Below are 18120 nucleotides of genomic sequence, written 5' to 3' on the forward strand. Positions count from 1 at the left end.
AGCCCCGCTGTGAGGCGAGGCTTCTTCGTACTGCCGATGGGGCTGGTCCGTCAGCCTTCGTGCAGTATAGATGTGTGATGTTACTTTGATATTGCAGGTGGTCGAGCGATATGCCCTTTCGTCAGCCAGCCCGCAGGGCAGGGGCTGTTTGCGGGCTGGCCAGCATGGAAGGTGGCAGTGGCCCGTCCAGGGTGGCGATCACGGTCGCTCCGCCGCGGGCCCGCAGCAGGTTGCGAACCACGCCGACGCGCTGGCGGCTCAGGGGCAGGCGGGTTTCCGTGCCGTCGATGCCGATGCTGGCCGAATAGGCGTCCCAGCGCAGGTTGCTGACCAGGCTGCGGCGCACCAGGTGGCTGCGATGGATGCGGATGAACTCCTCCGCGAACTCGATTTCCAGGGCCTTCAGGGTGGCGTCGAAATGGATGCGGCCCTTGGCGGTGAAGGCCGTCACATACTTTTCTTCCGCGCTGAAATGCGTGATGTCCTTGGTTTCGATGACGACCAGGGACCTGCCCACGCGGGTGGCAATACGTTGCCTCATCGGACCTCTCCTGTTTGGCGTTTCGTGATCCACTGAACGTCAAAGTCTTGTACCGATGATGGCTCTGTGCCGGCTTTTCGACAGTTATGTGAATGGGTTCACACTGGTCCGCTGTCCGGGGAAGGCGGCGGAAGAAAAAGCGGCCGCATCCGGGGTAATGCGGCCCAAGACGGAGTCGGCTTCCCTTCCGCCCCGTGGGTGGGCAGCTTATGCGACAGGGGAGATGGCAAAAAGCCGGTAATTCCGACTAGTCCCTTGTGCAGGGCGCCCGGAAAGAAGGGAATCGGCTGTGCCATCAAGCGCTTACGCCCATGGCCCCGGCTTTACCGCAACGAGTCGACTCGGTATAGTCTCGGCCCTTCCACATTGCCCGGTGGCCGCGTTCTTCCGGCCTCGGCAATGCCCGCCCGGCTCGGATGGTGAAATTGGTAGACACAGCGCACTTAAAATGCGCCGGCCTTACGGTCTTGCGGGTTCGAGTCCCGCTCCGAGCACCAGAATCCCCCCTCTGCATTCCCAGCTTCCCGATTCGGCAGCGTGACAATCGGCCGCGCTGCCGATGCCTGCCGCCGCGTCATCCGCCGGCTTGCGCACGGGGCCTGCGTTCGACCATTGGTCAGAATGCAACTCGCTGAAATCTTTGAGAAATATTGTTGTCCTAGGGTGCTCGCACTTTGTCATGAGGACCTGACGTGCAACGTGCAGCCCGCAACATCCGCAAGGTGCTGGACTCGGTAGCCAGCAACAACGAAGCCACTGCCATCGAAGTGATGCGCGCCGTGGAGCAAGTGCCCGATGAACTGCTGCGCCAGCGGTTGCTCAAGGCCATCCACCACCTGAACCAGGATGCAGCCGAATTGCGCGCCCTGCGCGACGAGGTCACCGGCGCGGACATTCGCCTGGCCTGAGGCCGTGTAGCCAGGGGAGCCGGCCTGCTCCGGGGCTGTCCAGCCTCGCCCGTCGGGCGAGAAAGCCGGGGCAGGGGCCTGTGCGGGGTTTCCGAAAAGCCTGAATGATGGCGGCCTGCTGCCGCCTCAGCGATGACTCCACGTTAGCCAGCCGGCATGGCGCCTGCGCGGGGCCGCCTGCGGCTGCGCCTGGGGCGCCGGCGCCTCGTGGGGGTGGGCCTGGGCCTCGCTGCGCGAATGCAGCCGGGCCCGGCGCATGGGCACGCGCAGGAAGGCCCATAGCGTGACGCCCGCCAGCAGCAGCCAGCCGAAAATCATGAGTGTGACGAACGTGCCAGGATTCATGCTGAAAGTCCTCGCCCCCACACGAAGGATAGACCACGCCGGCGCGGTTGCCGGCGGCTATCAATGGAGTGGCGGATGGCTTGCCGGGTTCACATTGTTTCTGGTATCTGTATGTATGTACAGTATTCCGAGGATGCCCCGTCATGTCTCATACCGCTTTCCTTCCTGCCGCCGCCGATCCGTCGGCGTTCCTTCAGGCGCAGCCGCGGTCGCTGGATGACCTGCTCGAGCTGCACACGCCCCATACCTACATAGTCCGCGCACATGGCGATGGTATGACTGGCGCCGGCATCCACGACAACGACCTGCTGGTGGTGGACCGCGCCTGCCTGGCCAGCTCCGGCGAGGTGGTGGTGGCCGCGGTGAACGGCGAGCCGCTGATCCGCCGCCTGGACATCATCGATGGCGGCTACGCGCTGCTGCCGGCCAACGACCGCTACCCGCCGATCCGCATCGGCGAGGGCGACGAACTGGCGATCTGGGGCGTGGTGCGCTGGAACCTGCACCGCCTGGCCAGTTGAGCCACTAGCGGAAATCGCGGCTGGGCACGTCCAGGCCGCTGAGCAGGGGCGTCAGGTCGACCAGTTGCTCGGCGATCACGTGGCGCACGCCGCTCTCGCTTTCCAGCCGGCCGCGCACCTGCAGCAGTTGCGCTTGCAGGAAGACGCGCCGCTGGCGCTCGGCCAGGTCGCGCCAGACCACCACGTTGACCAGGCCGAACTCGTCTTCCAGGGTGACGAAGGTAACGCCGCTGGCGGTCTGCGGCCGTTGCCGGCCGATGACCAGCCCGGCGACGCTGACCGGCCGGCTGTGCTCCAGGCCGGGCAACTCGCGGGAGCTGCGGCAGCGCAGCGCCTTCAACTGGCCGCGCAGCAGGTTCAGCGGGTGCGGGCCGAGGGTGGTGCCCAGGCTGGCGTAGTCGGTGAGCATTTCTTCGCCCAGGCTGGGCAGCGGCAGGCTCACCGCGGTCTCCGTCATCACATCCTGGCCGGCGAACAGCGGTAGCTGCGGCTCCACCCCGGCCACGGCCCAGCGCGCCCGGTGGCGGTGCCCGGCCAGGCCGCGCAGGGCGCCGGCGTCGGCCAGGCGTTCGCGGACCGCGGTGTCCAGGCCGGCCCGGTAGCTGAGGTCCTCGACGCTTTCGAAAGCCCGTCGCCCGCGGGCCTGGACGATGCGCAGGGCCAGCTCCTCGCGGAAGCCGCGGACCATGCGCAGCCCCAGGCGGATCGCCGGCTGCGCCTCGCCCTTGTCCTCCAGGCTGCAGTCCCAGTGGCTGTAGCGTACGTCCACCGGCCGCACCTCGACGCCGTGGCGACGGGCATCCTGCAGGACCTGGTCGGGGCTGTAGAAGCCCATCGGCCAGCTGTTGACCAGGGCACAGGCGAAGGCTGCCGGCTCGTGGCATTTCAGCCAACTGCTGGCATAGGTGAGCAGGGCGAAGCTGGCGGCGTGGGACTCGGGGAAGCCATAGCTGCCGAAGCCTTTGATCTGTTCGAAGATGCGCGCGGCGAATTCGGCGGTATAGCCATTCTTCAACATGCCTGCGGTCAGGCGCAGGCGGTGTTTTTCCAGGCCGCCGTGGCGTTTCCAGGCGGCCATGGAGCGGCGCAGGTCGTCGGCTTCGCCGGCGGTGTAGTCGGCGGCCACTACCGCGACCTCCATGACCTGTTCCTGGAACAGCGGCACGCCCAGGGTGCGCCGGAACACCTGTTCCAGGGCCGGCGAGGGATAGGTGATCGGCTCCTCTCCATTACGCCGTCGCAGGTAGGGGTGGACCATGTCGCCCTGTATCGGGCCCGGGCGGACGATGGCGACCTCGATCACCAGGTCGTAGAAGGTCTTCGGCCGTAGCCGCGGCAGCATGGCCATCTGTGCGCGGGACTCGATCTGGAACACGCCTATGGCGTCGGCGCGGCTGATCATTTCGTAGGTGGCCGCATCTTCCGGGGGGATGTTGGCAATGCTCATTGGCGTGCCGCGAAGGTGATGCACCAGGTCGAAACAGCGGCGCAGGGCACTGAGCATCCCGAGGGCGAGTACGTCGACCTTGAGCAGCTTCACTGCGTCGATATCGTCCTTGTCCCACTGGATCACGGTGCGTTCGGGCATGGACGCGTTCTCGACCGGGACCAGGCTGGTCAATGGCTGCTCGGAGATGACGAAGCCGCCGGGATGTTGCGACAGGTGGCGGGGAAAGCCGATCAGCTCGGCGGTGAGCGCTAGCACCCTGCGCATGACCGGGCTCTGTGGATCGAAGCCCGCTTCGCGCAGTTGCTCTTCGGGTGGCGTTTGCTCGCTCCAGCGCCCGCAGCATCCGGCCAGGGCGTCCACCTGGTCGGGCGGCAAGCCCAGGGCCTTGGCTATGTCGCGCATGGCGCCTGCGCCGCGGTAGCTGCTGACCACGGCGGTCAGGGCTGCACGCTGGCGGCCATAGCGACGGAAGACGTACTGGATGACCTCTTCGCGCCGCTCGTGCTCGAAGTCGACGTCGATGTCCGGCGGCTCGTTGCGTTCGCGGGAGATGAAGCGGCCGAAAAGCAGCTTGCTGCGCGATGGGTCCAGTTCGGTGATGCCCAGGGCGAAGCACACCGCGGAGTTGGCAGCCGAGCCACGTCCCTGGCAGAGAATGCCCTGGCTGCGGGCGAACTGGACGATGTCGTGGACCGTGAGGAAGTAGTTCTCGTACTCCAGTTCGGCGATCAGCAGCAGTTCCTTGCCGATGCGTTTGAGCACCTTCTTCCGCGCCCCCTCAGGCCAGCGCCTGCGGATGCCGGCATAGGTCATCTGGCACAGCCAGGACTTCGGCGTATGCCCCTCGGGCACCAGTTCGCGGGGATACTGGTAGCGCAGTTGCTCGAAATCGAAACTGCAGCGCCCCGCGATCCGCACCGTCTCCTCCAGCAACGGCGCCGGATACAACTCGGCCAACACTTCCCGCGGGCGCAGGTGGCGTTCGCCGTTGGGAAACAGGTAGGCGCCGGCCTCGCTGACCGGCAGGTGCTGACGGATGGCCGTCATGCAGTCCTGCAGGGCGCGGCGGCCGCGGCTGTGCATGTGCACGTCGCCGCAGGCCACGGCGGCGATGCCATGGCGGGTGGCCTGGGCCAGCAGGGCTTGCAGGCGGGCGCTGTCATCCGCGCCGCGGTGCAGCTCGACGCCTAGCCAGAGGCGTTGCGGGAAGCGTTCGCGCAGCCAGGTTCCGTCGGTATCCGTTGGTGCGTCGGGCAGCCAGATCGCCAGCAGGCCCTCCAGGTCGGCCTGCAGGTCTTCGCGCAGCAGGCGGTAGCTGCCCTTTTCGGCCCGGCGCCGGGCGTGGGTGATGAGCCGGCAGAGGTTCTGGTAGCCGGCGAGGTTCTCGGCCAGCAGCACCAGCTTGGGGCCGGCCTCGATGCGCACCTCGCTGCCGACGATCAGCGCCAGCTTGCATTCCTTCGCCGCCTGCCAGGCGCGGACGATGCCGGCCAGGCTGCATTCGTCGGTGATCGCCAGGGCGCGGTAGCCCAGGCGCGCGGCGCGTTCGAAGAGCTCGCTGGCGCTGGAGGCGCCGCGCTGGAAACTGAAGTTCGACAGGCAATGCAGCTCGGCGTAGGCGGGAGTCATGCGAACCAGCCGTGGATCAGCCACGGCCCCTCGCTGCCGACCTCGCGGTAGACCCAGGCCTGCTGGCCGGCGCGGGTCTGCACCCGGTAGTAGTCGCGGCGCAGGTCGGCGCCGTCCCACCAGCCGGACTCGATGCGCTCCGGCCCGGCGAGCACCCTGGGCAGGCTTTCGCGCAGCGCCTGTGGCTGCAACAGCAGCCACCCGGGGCGCGGCCCGCAGGGCGGCAAGGGCAGGGCGCGCGGGCTTTCCCGGGGTTGCCAGGCCTGCTCCGGGCGGTGCTCGGCGAGGGCGCCCAGGCCATGCACGGCCTCGTCGCCAAGGCGCGCGCGCAGGCGTTCGCGCAACTGCTCCCAGGGCTGCGTCTGCTGGGGGCGCTCGTCGAACAGCTGGCGCCGTTCGGGGGCGAAGGATGGCAGGTCGTCGGCCTGCAGGCGCACGGCGTGTACCACGGCGGACAGTTGCAAATGCTCCAGGCGGCCGCGGCTCAGCTCGAAGAGCATGGCAGGCTCGCGTTCGGCGCTGAGCAGGCCGACCGGCATGCAGGTGTCGCCGCGGCCGTGGTGCTCCAGGTACAGCTCGAAGCGCTGCACGCCGCTGTCGCGCCCGGCGAGGAAGGCGGCGAGGTCGCCGGTCAGGCGACGCAGGGGGAAGAGCAGGGCCTGGGTCGATTCGACGTCGAAGTTCAGCTCGATGCGGCTTTCGAAGCGCTCCGGCGGCCGGTAGAAGTCCAGGGCCAGCGGCCGCTGGCCGAGCAGGCTGTCGACCTGCCGCAGCAGTTCCGCCGGAAAGCGCCGGGCCAAACCATCGCGGGACAGGGCGAGCAGTTGCTGCAGGCTGCGCAGGCCCATGCGCGCCAGGCTGGCCACGCTTTCCCGGGGCAGCCCGCAGCGCTCCAGGGGCAGACGGCCGAGGGCGCTGCGCAGGGCTTGCGGCCGTTCCACCAGCAGGCCGTCGCCGACGTTGACCAGTACCCGCGCGGCGGCGGGATTGGGCGCCACGCCGATGCGGTGGCTGAAGCCCAGGGCCCGCAGTTCCTCGCGCAGGCGGGCCTCGAAGCGCGGCCAGGGGCCGAACAGCGCCAGGCTGGAGGCGACCTCCAGCAGCAGCGCGCGCGGGTAATGCTGGCTGACCTGGGAGCTGAAGCCGTAGGCCCAGGCGGCGAGCAGGTCCTGGCTGCGCTGGATGGCCGCCTGGTCGTACTCGGCGCAGTCGAAATCGCGGCACAGGGCGCGCGCCGCGGTCAGCGACAGGCCGGGGCGCAGGCCGAGCCGGCGGGCCGCCGGGTTGACCGCCTGCAGCACGCGCCGCTGCGGCGGGCCGGCGAGCAGGGCGAGGGGCGCCTCGGGATCGCTGCGCTGGCGCAGGACGGCGTCCATGGCCAGCTGTGGCAGGAGAATGCAGGCCCAGAGCATGGCGACCTCAGTTCAGGGCAGCCAGCGGCAGGGGGCTGGCCGGGGCGAGGCCGCCACGGCACTTGAGCACCCGCAACTGTGCCGGGCGGGCTTCGAGGGCCAGGCGCAGGGCAGCCGGCGAGGGGTTGAGCGCCTCGCGCAGCGGGCGGAAGGCGAAGGCCAGCGTCTGGCCGCTTTCCGCCGCCACCTGCAGGCGGCGCAGGGCGCGGTCGTCGGCCTGCTGCGGCCAGCACAGCACGGCGCCGCAGCAGCCCGAACGCAGGCATTGCTCGGTCGCCCAGAGCGCATCGCGGCCGCTGGCCTCGACCCACACCAGGTGTTGCAAGTCGACGCCGGCCGCCAGCCAGGCGCGGGGGTAGGGAATGTGCGGCGGCGCCACCAGCACCACGCGCTCGCCGGCGTGGCTCAAGCGCGCCAGGGTCGGCCAGAGCAGCTGCAGCTCACCGATGCCCTCGGCGCCATGGAGGATCTCGCTCAGCGCCGACTCCGGCCAGCCGCCGCCGGGCAGCAGGGCGTCCAGACGGGCGTGGCCGGTGGGCTGGGCCGCGCTGGGCGCGGTGCCGGCCTGGCCTTTCCAGACGCGTCGCTGGTCGAGCAGCGCACCCAGGTCTACGGCGAGGCCCATGGTCGGCACCGGTGGTGGGAAAGGCGGAAGCAGCGCAAGATGGAATCTCAAAATACTGTATGAAAATACAGTATCTGGTCTCGTCCCTATCCGGTCAATACGGCCGGATCGCTCCGCCGCGACGATCCGCCGGAAGGCTGAGCCAGGTCAGCCTGGGCCGTGGCGATGTCCTTCAGAGTGCGTAGGTCGAGGCCGACAGACGGTCGCCGAGGGCAACCAGTGCTGACTTTTTGCCAGTATCGGCCGAACTTGCCGGCGCCGCGGCGGTCTGACTAGCCGTTGCCCATCCCCGACGGGCCTGCGCTTCCGCTGGCGGGCACGCAGTGCGGGCATTGTAAGCCGCACGCGGGCTCATTAGACTGCGCGCCATTCACACCCTCGTTCATGTCGAAGGACTTCCATGATCAAGAAATGTCTGTTCCCGGCTGCCGGCTACGGCACCCGCTTCCTTCCGGCCACCAAGGCCATGCCCAAGGAAATGCTGCCGATCGTCAACAAGCCGCTGATCCAGTACGGCGTCGAAGAGGCGCTGGAAGCCGGGCTGTCGGAGATCGGCATTGTCACCGGCCGCGGCAAGCGTTCGCTGGAAGACCATTTCGACATCAGCTACGAGCTGGAAACCCAGATCCGCAACACCGACAAGGAAAAGTACCTGGTCGGTATCCGCCGCCTGATCGATGAGTGCACCTTCTCCTACACCCGTCAGATCGAGATGAAGGGCCTGGGCCACGCCATCCTCACCGGCCGCCCGCTGATCGGCGACGAGCCCTTCGCCGTGGTCCTGGCGGACGACCTCTGCCTGAACCTGGAAGGCGACAGCGTCCTGAAGCAGATGGTCAAGCTGTACAACCAGTTCCGCTGCTCCATCGTGGCCATCCAGGAAGTGCCGCCGGAAGAGACCAACAAGTACGGCGTGATCGCCGGCGAGATGATCCGCGACGACATCTACCGCGTGAACAACATGGTCGAGAAGCCCAAGCCGGAAGAAGCGCCGTCGAACCTGGCGATCATCGGCCGCTACATCCTGACCCCGGACATCTTCGAGCTGATCGAGCAGACCGAGCCGGGCAAGGGTGGCGAGATCCAGATCACCGACGCCCTGATGAAGCAGGCCCAGGACGGCTGCGTGCTGGCCTACAAGTTCAAGGGCAAGCGCTTCGACTGCGGCAGCGCCGAGGGCTACATCGAGGCGACCAACTTCTGCTACGAGAACCTCTACAAGACCGGCAAGGCCTGGTAACCCCAGCGCGTTCCCGGTCCGCCGAAGAAGCCACCCGCGGGTGGCTTCTTCGTTTCCGGCCTCTGCACGATCCGTGGGCTTTTCGTAGGAGCGAGGGGGACGCCTAGTTCTTGCTCGCGAACGCTCTTTCCGGTGCATGGGCGGTTCGCGAGCAAGCTCGCTCCTACAAACGCTGCCAGGCTATGGCGCTTGCGGGATCGGCATGTCTTCCGAGCCCGGCCCCAGGGGTTGGCCGTAGCTGAACTCGACGTAATTTCCACCAGGATCACGAATGCCACAGTAATAGCCAACAGGGTATGGCTCCTGGCGCGGCGCCCAGATCAGGCAGCCGGCGCGCTCGGCCTCGGCGGCGATGGCGTCGACCTTCTCGTGGCTGTCCACCGCGAAGCCGAAGTGGCTGTAGTCGTCGCTGGCCAGGTGGCGGGCCTCGCCGCCGGGCATGATGACGAAGATGAACTGGTGCTCCTTGCCCGGCTCGGCCATCCACACGATGCGCGAGCCCTTGCCCTCGCGCTGGTGGATCACGCGCATGCCGCAGAAGCGTTCGTAGAAGGCGATGCAGGCCTCCAGGTCCGGTACGTGCAGGGCCAGGTGGGTCAGGGTCGGGCGCATGGCGGCTTCCTCCTGTGGGCTCTGCTGGCAGGATAGGCCAGCGGTGATGAGGTATGCTGCCGGGCATCTGCCAGTGGAGAACGACGATGGCTTTCGATTTCGACCTGTTCGTGATTGGCGCGGGTTCCGGCGGCGTGCGCGCCGCGCGGTTCGCCGCGGGGTTCGGTGCGCGCGTGGCGGTGGCCGAGAGCCGCTACCTGGGCGGCACCTGCGTGAACGTCGGCTGCGTGCCGAAGAAACTGCTGGTGTACGGCGCGCACTTCCACGAGGACTTCCAGCAGGCCGCCGGCTTCGGCTGGAGCCTGGGCGAGGCGCGCTTCGACTGGCCGACCCTGATCGCCAACAAGAACCGCGAGATCCACCGCCTCAACGGCATCTACCGCAACCTGCTGGTGAACAGCGGGGTGAGCCTGCTCGAAGGCCACGCGCGCCTGGTCGACGCCCACACCGTGGAAGTCGACGGCCAGCGCTTCCGCGCCGCCAACATCCTCATCGCCACCGGCGGCTGGCCCCAGGTGCCGGACATCCCCGGCAAGGAGCACGTCATCACCTCCCAGGAGGCCTTCTTCCTGCCGCAGCTGCCGCGCCGGGTGCTGGTGGTGGGCGGCGGCTACATCGCCGTGGAGTTCGCCTCGATCTTCCACGGCCTGGGCGCGCAGACCAGCCTGCTGTACCGCCGCGAGCTGTTCCTGCGCGGCTTCGACCGCAGCGTGCGCGAGCACCTGCGCGACGAACTGACGAAGAAGGGCCTGGACCTGCAGTTCAACGCCGACATCGCGCGCATCGACAAGCAGGCCGACGGCAGCCTGCTGGCGACACTCAAGGATGGCCGCCTGCTGGAGGCCGACTGCGTGTTCTACGCCACCGGCCGCCGGCCGATGCTCGATGGCCTGGGGCTGGAGAACGTCGATGTAGCCTTGAGCGACAAGGGCTTCGTCAAGGTCGACGAGGCCTACCGCACCAGCGAGCCGTCGATCCGCGCCATCGGCGACGTCATCGGCCGCGTGCAGCTGACGCCGGTGGCCCTGGCCGAGGGCATGGCCGTGGCGCGCCACCTGTTCCGCCCCGAGGAATACCGGCCGGTGGATTACAAGCTGATCCCCACGGCGGTGTTCAGCCTGCCGAACATCGGCACCGTCGGCCTCACCGAGGACGAGGCGCGCGCCGCCGGGCACCGCGTCAAGCTGTTCGAGAGCCGCTTCCGCGCGCTCAAGCTGACCCTCACCGAATCCCAGGAAAAAAACCTGATGAAGCTGATCGTCGACGCCGACAGCGACCAGGTGCTGGGTTGCCACATGGTCGGCCCGGAGGCCGGCGAGATCCTCCAGGGCATCGCCGTGGCGCTCAAGGCCGGGGCCACCAAGCGCGTGTTCGACGAGACCATCGGCATCCACCCGACGGCGGCCGAGGAGTTCGTCACCATGCGTTCGCCGGTGGCCTGATCTCGTAGGATGGTACTCCTCCTGCCATGTAGGAGTAACTGTCTTGCGGCCCACGCCGAGATGCTCTTCGTAGGAGCGAGCTTGCTCGCGAACCGCATGGCACCGCGTTTGTTCGCGAGCAAGCTCGCTCCTACGAAAAGAGTTGCCAGCAGGTAGTGTAGGAGCGGGCCCTGCCCGCGATTCGCGCGCAGGGCGCGCTCCTACAGGTTGCCGTGAAGCCTGGCATGCTCACCCGTAGGAGCGGATTCATCCGCGATTACGCCGGCAAGGCCGGCGTCTGGCCGATCGCGGACGGAGTCCGCTCCTACACCTTCCGGCAAATATGACACTCCGTAGGATGGGTTGAGCGAAGCGATACCCATCGCCGTGGCCGCATGGGTTTCGCCAAGGCTCAACCCATCCTGCGAAAAGCGCCTCGGCTCAGCGCGACTGCGCCACCTGCGCCGCCGCTGCGCTTTCCTGCTGGCGCTTGGCGTAGCGCTGGGCCAGCACCGCGCAGACCATCAGCTGGATCTGGTGGAAGAGCATCAGCGGCAGCAGGATCACGCCGATGCTGCCGGTGGCGAACAGCACCTGGGCCATGGGCACGCCGGTGGCCAGGCTCTTCTTCGAGCCGCAGAAGACGATGGTGATCTCGTCCTCCTTGTTGAAGCCCAGGCGCCGGCTGAGCTGGCTGGTGGCCAGCAGCGCCAGGGCCAGCAGGATGCAGCACACCACCACCAGGCCGGCCAGCGCGGTCAGCGGCACCTGGTGCCACAGGCCCTGGATCACCGCGGCGCTGAAGGCGGTGTAGACCACCAGCAGGATCGAGCCCTGGTCGACGTAGCGCAGCACCGGCTTGTGCCGGTCCACCCAGCCGCCGATCACGCCGCGCAGGGCCTGGCCGGCGATGAAGGGCACCAGCAGTTGCAGGGTGATCTTGCCGATGGCATCGAGGGTGGAGACGCCGGTGTCGCCATGCACGCCCAGCAGCAGCTGGACCAGCAGCGGGGTGAGGAAGATGCCGATCAGGCTGGACGCCGAGGCGCTGCACACCGCCGCCGGGATGTTGCCGCGGGCCAGCGAGGTGAAGGCGATGGACGACTGCACGGTGGCTGGCAGGGCGCACAGGTACAGCAGGCCCAGGTACAGGTCCGGGGTCACCAGCGGCGAGAGCACCGGCTTGAGCGCCAGGCCGAGGATCGGGAAGAGGATGAAGGTGCAGGCGAACACCAGCAGGTGCAGGCGCCAGTGGGTGGCGCCGGCGATGATGGCCTGGCGCGACAGCTTGGCGCCGTGCAGGAAGAACAGCAGGCCGATGGCCAGGTTGGTGATCCAGCCGAAGGCGGTGGCCACCTGGCCCTGGCAGGGCAGCAGGCTGGCGATGGCCACGGTGGCGACCAGGGCCAGGGTGAAGTTGTCGGGGAGCAGACGTGGGCGAGCCATGGCGATCATCTCGGGCAAGGTACGAAGAATGCGGTCGCCGTCTCTGACGGACGGACGACGGTTCCGACTCTATGCCCGCGGTGGCCTTCCGGCTAACGCGAGAAAGCCAGCCTGTATCGCTGAACGGACAGATCGCTCCGTCAGCAGCCGCTGAACGCCAATTCCACCGTCGCCACGCTGACCAGCGAGCGCATGCGCTCGGCCATCACCTCGCCACGCTGCTCCGGCATACCCGTAACGCGCAGGTCCACCTGCAGCCATTCGCCCGCCTGTACGGCATGCACCTCGGCCGGCAGCCAGCCTTGCAGGGCGAACAGGTTCAGCAGCTTGCACAACACGTCGGCGTCGTTTTCGGCGCGGATGGCGAAGTGCGCCTGGCGCGCCATATCGGCCGGGCGGCGGGTCCAGCCATCGGGGCGCTCGGCGTGGGTGGCATCAAGCAGGCTGGCGGGCAGGGCGGTGGTGCTGCTGGGCAGGGAAACGGCTTGGTTCATGGCGGGTGACCGGCAAGGCTGGGAGGTGGCTCATTGTCGGTGGCCCGGCCGGGTTTTGCTTTGCGGAATGGACGCCAAGGCCGGTGGTTTGAGAATAGACTATGCGTGAATTTATGAGTTGGAGAATAAATCATGCCGATCGAGCTGGATGCCTATGACAAACGCATCCTCGCCCTGCTGCAGGAGGAGGCGACCCTCTCCACCGCCGAGATCGCCGAGCGCATCGGCCTCTCGCAATCGCCGTGCTGGCGGCGTATCCAGCGCCTGAAGGAAGAAGGTGTGATCCGCCGCCAGGTGACCCTGCTGGACCGCAAGAAGATCGGCCTGAACGCGCAGATCTTCGCCCAGGTGAAGCTGAACACCCACGGCCGCAACAACCTCACCGAGTTCGCCGCGGCCATCCGCGAGTTCCCCGAGGTGCTGGAGTGCCATGTGCTGATGGGCGCGGTGGACTTCATGCTGCGCATCGTCACCGAGGACATCGAGGCCTACGAGCGCTTCTTCTTCGAGCGCCTGTCGCAGGTGCCGGGCATCCAGGAGATCAACTCCATAGTCGCGCTGTCGGAGATCAAGTCGACCACCAGCCTGCCGCTGCCGGGACGCTGACGGGAGGAGGGCGCCGGCCTGGCCGGCGCCCGCGGGCGGGCTCAGGCGCCGCCGAGGAAGTCCATCTTGCCCAGCTCCACGCCGTTGTGGCGGAGGATGGCGTAGGCGGTGGTGACGTGGAAGTAGAAGTTGGCGTTGGCGAAGCCGAGCAGGAAGTCCAGGCCCTTGAACTGCAGCTCGCGGCTCGGCGTCTTGATGTGGATGTCGCGGTTCTCGGCGCCTTCGAACTGCTCGGGCTTGAAGCCCTTGAGGTAGTCGACGGTCTTCGCGATGCGCGCCTGCAGGTCGGCGAAGCTCTGTTCGTCGTCGGCGTAGCTGGGAATCTCCACGCCGGCCAGGCGGGCGGCGCAGCCCTTGGCGGCGTCGCTGGCGATCTGCACCTGGCGCGTCAGCGGGAACATGTCCGGGGCCAGGCGGGCGTTCAGCAGCACCGTCGGGTCGATGGACCTGGCCTGGGCATGGGCCTCGGCCTTGGCCAGGATGGCCGAGAGGTTGCCGAGCATGCGGATGAACACCGGAACGGAAATCTGGTAGATCGACAGGGACATGCGAGGTACTCCAGACAGGGAAAATTAGGCCTGCGCGACAGGGCGCGCCCGCTGAGTCTACTGCCGGGCGCGGCGGCCGTCGCCTGGCTTTCAGCGCCCGGCGACGCTGCCCGCGCTGCCGCAGCCCTGCAGGTCGATCTTGCCCACGTATGGATTGCCCCAGCCCATCACGCAGCCGACCATCTGGTTGCGCTGGCGCTCCCAGCTTTCCACCGGGTACTGCTTGCTCCAGGCCTGGTACAGCTGGCGGTCCTGCCTGGACAGCCTCAGGCCGTAGCGGTCGCTCATGTAGAAGTAGGTGCGGGCGATCATCCCGCGGATCTGCGGGCGCGGCATGGCCTTCTTCGCCTTGAAGTCGATGACCATCGGGCAGGCGCCATACTGCGGCGCCTGCTGCGGCAGCCAGCCGTAGCCGAAGTTGTTGCGGTCGCCGTTGACCTCGCCGATGCTCGGCACCAGGTTGAACAGGTCGGCCTCGGCGCGTTGGTACACCGGGTCGTGCCGCGAGCAGTTGCTGCGCCCGCCGCTCTGCCAGCACTGGCGCTGGTGGCCGATGACCCAGGCCGGGACTATGTGCTCCCACTCGATGCGCCCGGCGCGCTTGGCGTTCTTGCGCGGCACGTAGCCGCAACTGGCCAGGTCGACGCGGTTGCCCTTGTAGCGGCAGCCGCAATAGAACTCCACCGACTGGCGGGCATAGAGCTTCCAGCCGATCTTCTTGGCTTCCTGGAAGGTGCGCGGGGCGGCGGCGGAGGCGGCCAGGGGCAGGACCGCGAGCAAGAGGAAAAGGGCTGGGCGACGAATATTCATCAGAAACTTCTTTCAGAAATCGTCGCATCTTACTGATATGAAACGATCTGCCAATCGTGGCAATCGAATGGCAAGGAAAGGGTGCGTAGGAAACTGGAGTTGTTAGACTGGGAACATTTCCAGCCTAACCGGAGGTTCAGCCAGCATGACCCGCATGAAGAGCCGAGCGCTTTGCGGCCTGCTCGCCAGCCTGGTGGCCGGGGTGGCGCTGGCCGGCCAGCCGCCGGTGCGCAGCATCGAGCGCATCTATGTCAGCCCTGGTGCCAGCGGCAGCATCGACAGCTCGTCCAGCGTGCAGCGCTATGACGGCTACGGCGGCGTCCAGGTTCCGCGCAGCTACGAACAGGGCTCCAGCCGGGTGATCATCGACAACAGCGGCGGTGGCACCAACGGTGGCATCCGCCAGAGCATCGAATACCCCAATGGCGTGCAGTTCGACGTCACGCCGGGGACGACGCGTTCGAACGGGCAGCGGCAGTCGTATCCCTGAGGGAGTGGCGTTCGCGGGGCATGGCCGGCCTGGCGGCCGGATCGCGGATGAGTCCGCTCCTACGTTGCCGGCTGCGCCGAGGTGCTTTTCGTAGGATGGGTTACATCGCGATCACGCGTGGTATGTGGGATGGTGTAGGAGCGGACTCCGTCCGCGATTCGCGCGCAGGGCGCGCTCCTACAAGGGCTCGGTGCCGCGAAGGCTCAGGACTCCTTGCGCACCAGGCGCGACTTGCTCAGCCCACCCTTGCAGTAGAAGGGGCCGGTGTCGCCGCGCAGGTGGTAGAGGGTGGCGAGGAAGGCGGAACTGGTGCGGCCGACGGAGAGGCTGCGAAGTTTGTGGTAGGCCCACAGCCAGTCCTCGGGGAGCGTCTTGCTCATGGACTCGTCCTTGATTCAGCGTGCTGGTGCGAAACTGCCCCAAGGACATTAGTGGCCGAACCCCCGGTGCGCAAGTCCGGCCGCTCTGCGGCAAGCCTTTGCGGCCTTTTGCCATCCCCGCGGAGGGGGAGGTCTCAGGCCCCCGCCGCCTCGCTGTGGGCCTCCTCCACGTATTCCTTCAGCCAGCGCAGCACCTGCACCGCCTCCCAGCGCGTGGGGTCGAACATGGCGTAGGCCTGGCCCTGGTAGCCCACCACGTCCAGCGGGCGGTGGTAGCCGGCGCGCTGCAGCAGCGCCTCGATCTCGGCGAAGCAGGTGTTGAAGTGGGTGCGCGAGAAGGGCGTCTTGCCCTCGGTGACCAGGCCCTCGAGGTGCAACTCGGCGACCGCTTCGCTGACTTCCTCCACGCCCATGTGGTTCACGGTGTATTTCATCTGGCGGATGTCCACCATCGCTTTCGCTCCTGTTCGGGTCCTTGCCTGCCACCTGTTGCCAGGGTGCCTTTCGTCGATGACAGAAGCATAATCGAAAAATACTGTATGCATGAACAGTATTTTGTGGCTACCATGGTTTCGCTGGCTCACAGAATCCATGGCCGCCGCGAAACCGGGCCCCGCCCCGCGGCGACGACGAAGAAGAGGAACGCGTGATGAAGCAAGTCAAAGCCCTGCTGGTGCTCGCCCTCCTGGCCCTGCTCGGCGGCTGCGCCCAGCCGCCGGCGGAAGGCCCCAAGGCCAATGGCGCCTACCTGGTGATCGATGGCCGCGAGGCCTGGGCGGTGCTGGTGGCCGACGGCAAGCGCGTGGAGGAACACGGCATCGTGCGCGACGCCATCCGCGTGCCGCGCTCGCGCTCGGCGATGGTGGCCAGCTATGTGATCGACACGCCCAACTGCGGGCGCCTGCAGACGCTGACCGAGGTGTACGACGACGGCACCGGCGCCACCCGCCTGCTGAGCGTGGGCGAGGAGGGCGGCGACCTGTCCGCCTGCCGCATCCGCGACGACCTCAGCCGTGCCTGGACGGCGCTGGATTATTCCGGCTGAGCCCGAGTTTCTTCACGAAATTTTCACGCGCGTGGGGCGATGGTAGGCACATTGCTAAAGGACTAGCGCCCCAATAAAGAACCCGCCATCGGCGGGTTTTTTATTGCCCGCGATTCCTCTGCGGCGAAAGGCCGGCTCGCGGCGGCGCGGCGGGCGGGCTAAGGTTGCCTGGCGGGTCCGTTTCACGGACTTCTTCAGACGAGGTGCAGCATGCTCGCCAGCCAGATGACCAGGGCCCTGTGGCAGGCCCTGGAAGAGAACGCGGCCCTGCCCGCGTCCCTGTCCTTCCAGGCCGAGGGCGGGCTGCCCTCGACCTTCGCCGTCACCGACCTCGCTGGCGCCTCCATCGCCACGGCCGGCCTGGCCGCCGCGGCCTTGCTCAAGCGCGCCGGCCAGTCGCCGAGGGCGCTGCAGGTGGACCGCCGCCTGGCGTCCTTCTGGTTCGCCTGGACGCTGCGGCCCCAGGGCTGGGCGCTGCCGCCCATGTGGGGCGACATCGCCGGCGACTATGCCACCCGCGACGGCTGGATCCGCCTGCACACCAACGCCCCGCACCACCGTGCCGCCGTGGTGCGGGTGCTGGGCCCGGTCGCCAACCGCGAAGAGGCGGCGGCCCGCGTCGCCACCTGGAACAAGGCCGAGCTGGAACACGCAGTGGTGGCCACCGGCGGTTGCGCCGCCGAAATGCGCTCCATCGACGAGTGGAAGGCGCACCTTCAGGGCCAGGCCCTGGCGGAGCAGGACCTGATCTGGAGCCAGGACCAGGCCATCGCCCCCGCGCCGGCCTGGGCGCTGACGGCGGAACGGCCGTTGGCCGGGGTGCGGGTACTGGACCTCACCCGGGTGCTCGCCGGGCCGGTGGCCAGCCGCTTCCTCGCCGGGCTCGGCGCCGAGGTGCTGCGCATCGATCCGCCGGGCTGGGACGAGCCGGGGGTGATTCCCGAGGTCTGCCTGGGCAAGCGCTGCGCGCGCCTGGACCTGAAGGACCCGCCCGGGCGCGAGCGCTTCGAGGAACTGCTGCGCCACGCCGACGTACTGATCCACGGCTACCGTGGCGACGCCCTGGAGAACCTCGGCTTCGACGCCGAAGTGCGCCAGGACCTGGCCCCGGGGCTGGTCGACGTGAGCCTGAACGCCTACGGCTGGAGCGGCCCCTGGCGCAACCGCCGCGGCTTCGACAGCCTGGTGCAGATGAGCACCGGCATCGCCGAGGCCGGCATGCGCTGGCGCCAGGCCGAAAAGCCGGTGCCACTGCCGGTGCAGGCCCTGGACCACGCCACCGGCTACCTGATGGCCGCCGCCGCGCTCTGCGGCCTGGGCCGGCGCCTGGCCAGCGGGCGCGGCAGCACCTGGCGCCTGTCGCTGGCGCGCACCGCGCAGTTCCTGGTGGAGCAGGGGATGCAGGCCGACGCCCTGCCGGCGCTGGCCGGGGAGGCGCCGGCCGACCTCGACCCGGCCATCGAGGCCACCGCCTGGGGCCCGGCGCAGCGTCTGCGCCCGCCATTGCTGCTGGAAGGCACGCCGCTGCAATGGGCCTTGCCGGCGGCGGCGCTGGGTTCGTCGAAGCCGTACTGGGCCTTCGAGCAGGGCGCCTGAA

Annotated in this window: 20 protein-coding genes and 1 tRNA gene; 9 read left to right on the forward strand and 12 right to left on the reverse strand. The window is 68.0% G+C overall.

The window, feature by feature from the left end:
* Nucleotides 1-121: 121 nt before the first annotated feature.
* Nucleotides 122-541, reverse strand: a complete 420-nt coding sequence (locus tag BM060_RS10030; RefSeq protein WP_058072328.1) for a LytR/AlgR family response regulator transcription factor — start codon at nt 539-541, stop codon at nt 122-124.
* Between the two features lie 410 nt (nt 542-951).
* On the opposite strand from BM060_RS10030, the gene BM060_RS10035 reads away from it, so the two are divergent.
* Nucleotides 952-1038: transfer RNA gene (locus tag BM060_RS10035), tRNA-Leu, on the forward strand.
* Between the two features lie 195 nt (nt 1039-1233).
* Nucleotides 1234-1449 carry a hypothetical protein gene (locus BM060_RS10040; RefSeq protein WP_009619935.1) on the forward strand — a complete coding sequence of 72 codons (216 nt, stop codon included), beginning with the start codon at nt 1234-1236 and terminating at the stop codon, nt 1447-1449.
* A 126-nt stretch (nt 1450-1575) separates the two neighbouring features.
* Here the strand turns inward: BM060_RS10040 and BM060_RS10045 are convergent, their stop codons facing one another.
* Complete coding sequence (locus BM060_RS10045) at nt 1576-1794, reverse strand: hypothetical protein (protein WP_009619937.1); 219 nt, start codon at nt 1792-1794, stop codon at nt 1576-1578.
* Between the two features lie 143 nt (nt 1795-1937).
* On the opposite strand from BM060_RS10045, the gene BM060_RS10050 reads away from it, so the two are divergent.
* Nucleotides 1938-2315 carry a LexA family protein gene (locus BM060_RS10050; RefSeq protein ID WP_064582945.1) on the forward strand — a complete coding sequence of 126 codons (378 nt, stop codon included), beginning with the start codon at nt 1938-1940 and terminating at the stop codon, nt 2313-2315.
* Nucleotides 2316-2319: 4 nt separating this feature from the next.
* Here the strand turns inward: BM060_RS10050 and BM060_RS10055 are convergent, their stop codons facing one another.
* The 3 genes from BM060_RS10055 to imuA are packed head-to-tail and all read right to left on the reverse strand — an operon-like array spanning nt 2320 to nt 7431.
* The gene (locus BM060_RS10055; protein ID WP_074979638.1) at nt 2320-5394 is read right to left on the reverse strand and encodes an error-prone DNA polymerase; all 3075 of its coding nucleotides are present in this window, start codon (nt 5392-5394) and stop codon (nt 2320-2322) included.
* Nucleotides 5391-6806 carry a Y-family DNA polymerase gene (locus tag BM060_RS10060; RefSeq protein ID WP_074979640.1) on the reverse strand — a complete coding sequence of 472 codons (1416 nt, stop codon included), beginning with the start codon at nt 6804-6806 and terminating at the stop codon, nt 5391-5393. Before BM060_RS10060 ends, BM060_RS10055 begins: the two co-directional genes overlap by 4 nt.
* 7 nt (nt 6807-6813) lie before the next feature.
* The gene (gene imuA, locus BM060_RS10065; RefSeq protein ID WP_058489399.1) at nt 6814-7431 is read right to left on the reverse strand and encodes a translesion DNA synthesis-associated protein ImuA; all 618 of its coding nucleotides are present in this window, start codon (nt 7429-7431) and stop codon (nt 6814-6816) included.
* 400 nt (nt 7432-7831) lie between these two features.
* On the opposite strand from imuA, the gene galU reads away from it, so the two are divergent.
* On the forward strand, nt 7832-8671 hold the full coding sequence (gene galU, locus BM060_RS10070) for a UTP--glucose-1-phosphate uridylyltransferase GalU (protein ID WP_009619948.1): 840 nt from the start codon (nt 7832-7834) through the stop codon (nt 8669-8671).
* A gap of 180 nt (nt 8672-8851) precedes the next feature.
* Here the strand turns inward: galU and BM060_RS10075 are convergent, their stop codons facing one another.
* Nucleotides 8852-9283: a VOC family protein gene (locus tag BM060_RS10075; RefSeq protein ID WP_074979642.1), complete on the reverse strand. Its 432-nt coding sequence runs from the start codon at nt 9281-9283 to the stop codon at nt 8852-8854.
* A gap of 86 nt (nt 9284-9369) precedes the next feature.
* Here BM060_RS10075 and gorA point away from each other — a divergent pair, with 86 nt between their 5' ends.
* The gene (gene gorA, locus BM060_RS10080) at nt 9370-10725 is read left to right on the forward strand and encodes a glutathione-disulfide reductase (protein ID WP_074979644.1); all 1356 of its coding nucleotides are present in this window, start codon (nt 9370-9372) and stop codon (nt 10723-10725) included.
* Between the two features lie 420 nt (nt 10726-11145).
* Here gorA and BM060_RS10085 read toward each other — a convergent pair whose 3' ends face one another.
* Both BM060_RS10085 and BM060_RS10090 read right to left on the reverse strand, forming a co-directional pair.
* Entirely contained in the window at nt 11146-12150 is a 1005-nt protein-coding gene (locus BM060_RS10085; protein ID WP_074979706.1) for a bile acid:sodium symporter family protein, read from the reverse strand.
* Between the two features lie 140 nt (nt 12151-12290).
* Nucleotides 12291-12644: an ACT-like domain-containing protein gene (locus BM060_RS10090; RefSeq protein WP_083426758.1), complete on the reverse strand. Its 354-nt coding sequence runs from the start codon at nt 12642-12644 to the stop codon at nt 12291-12293.
* Nucleotides 12645-12776: 132 nt separating this feature from the next.
* Here BM060_RS10090 and BM060_RS10095 point away from each other — a divergent pair, with 132 nt between their 5' ends.
* Nucleotides 12777-13250: an Lrp/AsnC family transcriptional regulator gene (locus BM060_RS10095; RefSeq protein WP_064582954.1), complete on the forward strand. Its 474-nt coding sequence runs from the start codon at nt 12777-12779 to the stop codon at nt 13248-13250.
* Between the two features lie 41 nt (nt 13251-13291).
* On the opposite strand, the gene BM060_RS10100 is transcribed toward BM060_RS10095, so the two are convergent.
* The gene (locus BM060_RS10100; protein WP_074979646.1) at nt 13292-13798 is read right to left on the reverse strand and encodes a DUF1993 domain-containing protein; all 507 of its coding nucleotides are present in this window, start codon (nt 13796-13798) and stop codon (nt 13292-13294) included.
* 90 nt (nt 13799-13888) lie between these two features.
* Entirely contained in the window at nt 13889-14608 is a 720-nt protein-coding gene (locus BM060_RS10105; RefSeq protein WP_074979648.1) for an endonuclease, read from the reverse strand.
* Nucleotides 14609-14753: 145 nt separating this feature from the next.
* Here BM060_RS10105 and BM060_RS10110 point away from each other — a divergent pair, with 145 nt between their 5' ends.
* A complete protein-coding gene (locus BM060_RS10110; RefSeq protein ID WP_061561560.1) occupies nt 14754-15098 on the forward strand; it encodes a hypothetical protein in 345 nt (114 codons plus the stop codon).
* A 203-nt stretch (nt 15099-15301) separates the two neighbouring features.
* On the opposite strand, the gene BM060_RS32925 is transcribed toward BM060_RS10110, so the two are convergent.
* Both BM060_RS32925 and BM060_RS10115 read right to left on the reverse strand, forming a co-directional pair.
* A complete protein-coding gene (locus BM060_RS32925; RefSeq protein ID WP_167858368.1) occupies nt 15302-15478 on the reverse strand; it encodes a hypothetical protein in 177 nt (58 codons plus the stop codon).
* A gap of 134 nt (nt 15479-15612) precedes the next feature.
* A complete protein-coding gene (locus BM060_RS10115; RefSeq protein ID WP_009619967.1) occupies nt 15613-15930 on the reverse strand; it encodes a hypothetical protein in 318 nt (105 codons plus the stop codon).
* A 197-nt stretch (nt 15931-16127) separates the two neighbouring features.
* On the opposite strand from BM060_RS10115, the gene BM060_RS10120 reads away from it, so the two are divergent.
* Nucleotides 16128-16523, forward strand: a complete 396-nt coding sequence (locus tag BM060_RS10120) for a hypothetical protein (RefSeq protein ID WP_043273733.1) — start codon at nt 16128-16130, stop codon at nt 16521-16523.
* Nucleotides 16524-16748: 225 nt separating this feature from the next.
* On the forward strand, nt 16749-18119 hold the full coding sequence (locus BM060_RS10125) for a CoA transferase (protein ID WP_074979710.1): 1371 nt from the start codon (nt 16749-16751) through the stop codon (nt 18117-18119).
* Nucleotide 18120 lies beyond the last annotated feature (1 nt).

The sequence above is a fragment of the Pseudomonas citronellolis genome (assembly GCF_900112375.1).
Classification (GTDB): Bacteria; Pseudomonadota; Gammaproteobacteria; order Pseudomonadales; family Pseudomonadaceae; genus Pseudomonas; species Pseudomonas citronellolis.

Coding starts and splice junctions, on each gene's coding strand:
- BM060_RS10110 (WP_061561560.1), top strand. CDS start 14,754: ATGACCCGCATGAAGAGCCGAGCGCTTTGCGGCCTGCTCGCCAGCCTG.
- BM060_RS10085 (WP_074979706.1), bottom strand. CDS start 12,150: ATGGCTCGCCCACGTCTGCTCCCCGACAACTTCACCCTGGCCCTGGTC.
- BM060_RS10030 (WP_058072328.1), bottom strand. CDS start 541: ATGAGGCAACGTATTGCCACCCGCGTGGGCAGGTCCCTGGTCGTCATC.
- imuA (WP_058489399.1), bottom strand. CDS start 7,431: ATGGGCCTCGCCGTAGACCTGGGTGCGCTGCTCGACCAGCGACGCGTC.
- BM060_RS10125 (WP_074979710.1), top strand. CDS start 16,749: ATGACCAGGGCCCTGTGGCAGGCCCTGGAAGAGAACGCGGCCCTGCCC.
- BM060_RS10060 (WP_074979640.1), bottom strand. CDS start 6,806: ATGCTCTGGGCCTGCATTCTCCTGCCACAGCTGGCCATGGACGCCGTC.
- BM060_RS10075 (WP_074979642.1), bottom strand. CDS start 9,283: ATGCGCCCGACCCTGACCCACCTGGCCCTGCACGTACCGGACCTGGAG.
- BM060_RS10050 (WP_064582945.1), top strand. CDS start 1,938: ATGTCTCATACCGCTTTCCTTCCTGCCGCCGCCGATCCGTCGGCGTTC.
- BM060_RS10100 (WP_074979646.1), bottom strand. CDS start 13,798: ATGTCCCTGTCGATCTACCAGATTTCCGTTCCGGTGTTCATCCGCATG.
- BM060_RS10120 (WP_043273733.1), top strand. CDS start 16,128: ATGAAGCAAGTCAAAGCCCTGCTGGTGCTCGCCCTCCTGGCCCTGCTC.
- BM060_RS10045 (WP_009619937.1), bottom strand. CDS start 1,794: ATGAATCCTGGCACGTTCGTCACACTCATGATTTTCGGCTGGCTGCTG.
- BM060_RS32925 (WP_167858368.1), bottom strand. CDS start 15,478: ATGAGCAAGACGCTCCCCGAGGACTGGCTGTGGGCCTACCACAAACTT.
- BM060_RS10095 (WP_064582954.1), top strand. CDS start 12,777: ATGCCGATCGAGCTGGATGCCTATGACAAACGCATCCTCGCCCTGCTG.
- galU (WP_009619948.1), top strand. CDS start 7,832: ATGATCAAGAAATGTCTGTTCCCGGCTGCCGGCTACGGCACCCGCTTC.
- BM060_RS10090 (WP_083426758.1), bottom strand. CDS start 12,644: ATGAACCAAGCCGTTTCCCTGCCCAGCAGCACCACCGCCCTGCCCGCC.
- gorA (WP_074979644.1), top strand. CDS start 9,370: ATGGCTTTCGATTTCGACCTGTTCGTGATTGGCGCGGGTTCCGGCGGC.
- BM060_RS10105 (WP_074979648.1), bottom strand. CDS start 14,608: ATGAATATTCGTCGCCCAGCCCTTTTCCTCTTGCTCGCGGTCCTGCCC.
- BM060_RS10115 (WP_009619967.1), bottom strand. CDS start 15,930: ATGGTGGACATCCGCCAGATGAAATACACCGTGAACCACATGGGCGTG.
- BM060_RS10055 (WP_074979638.1), bottom strand. CDS start 5,394: ATGACTCCCGCCTACGCCGAGCTGCATTGCCTGTCGAACTTCAGTTTC.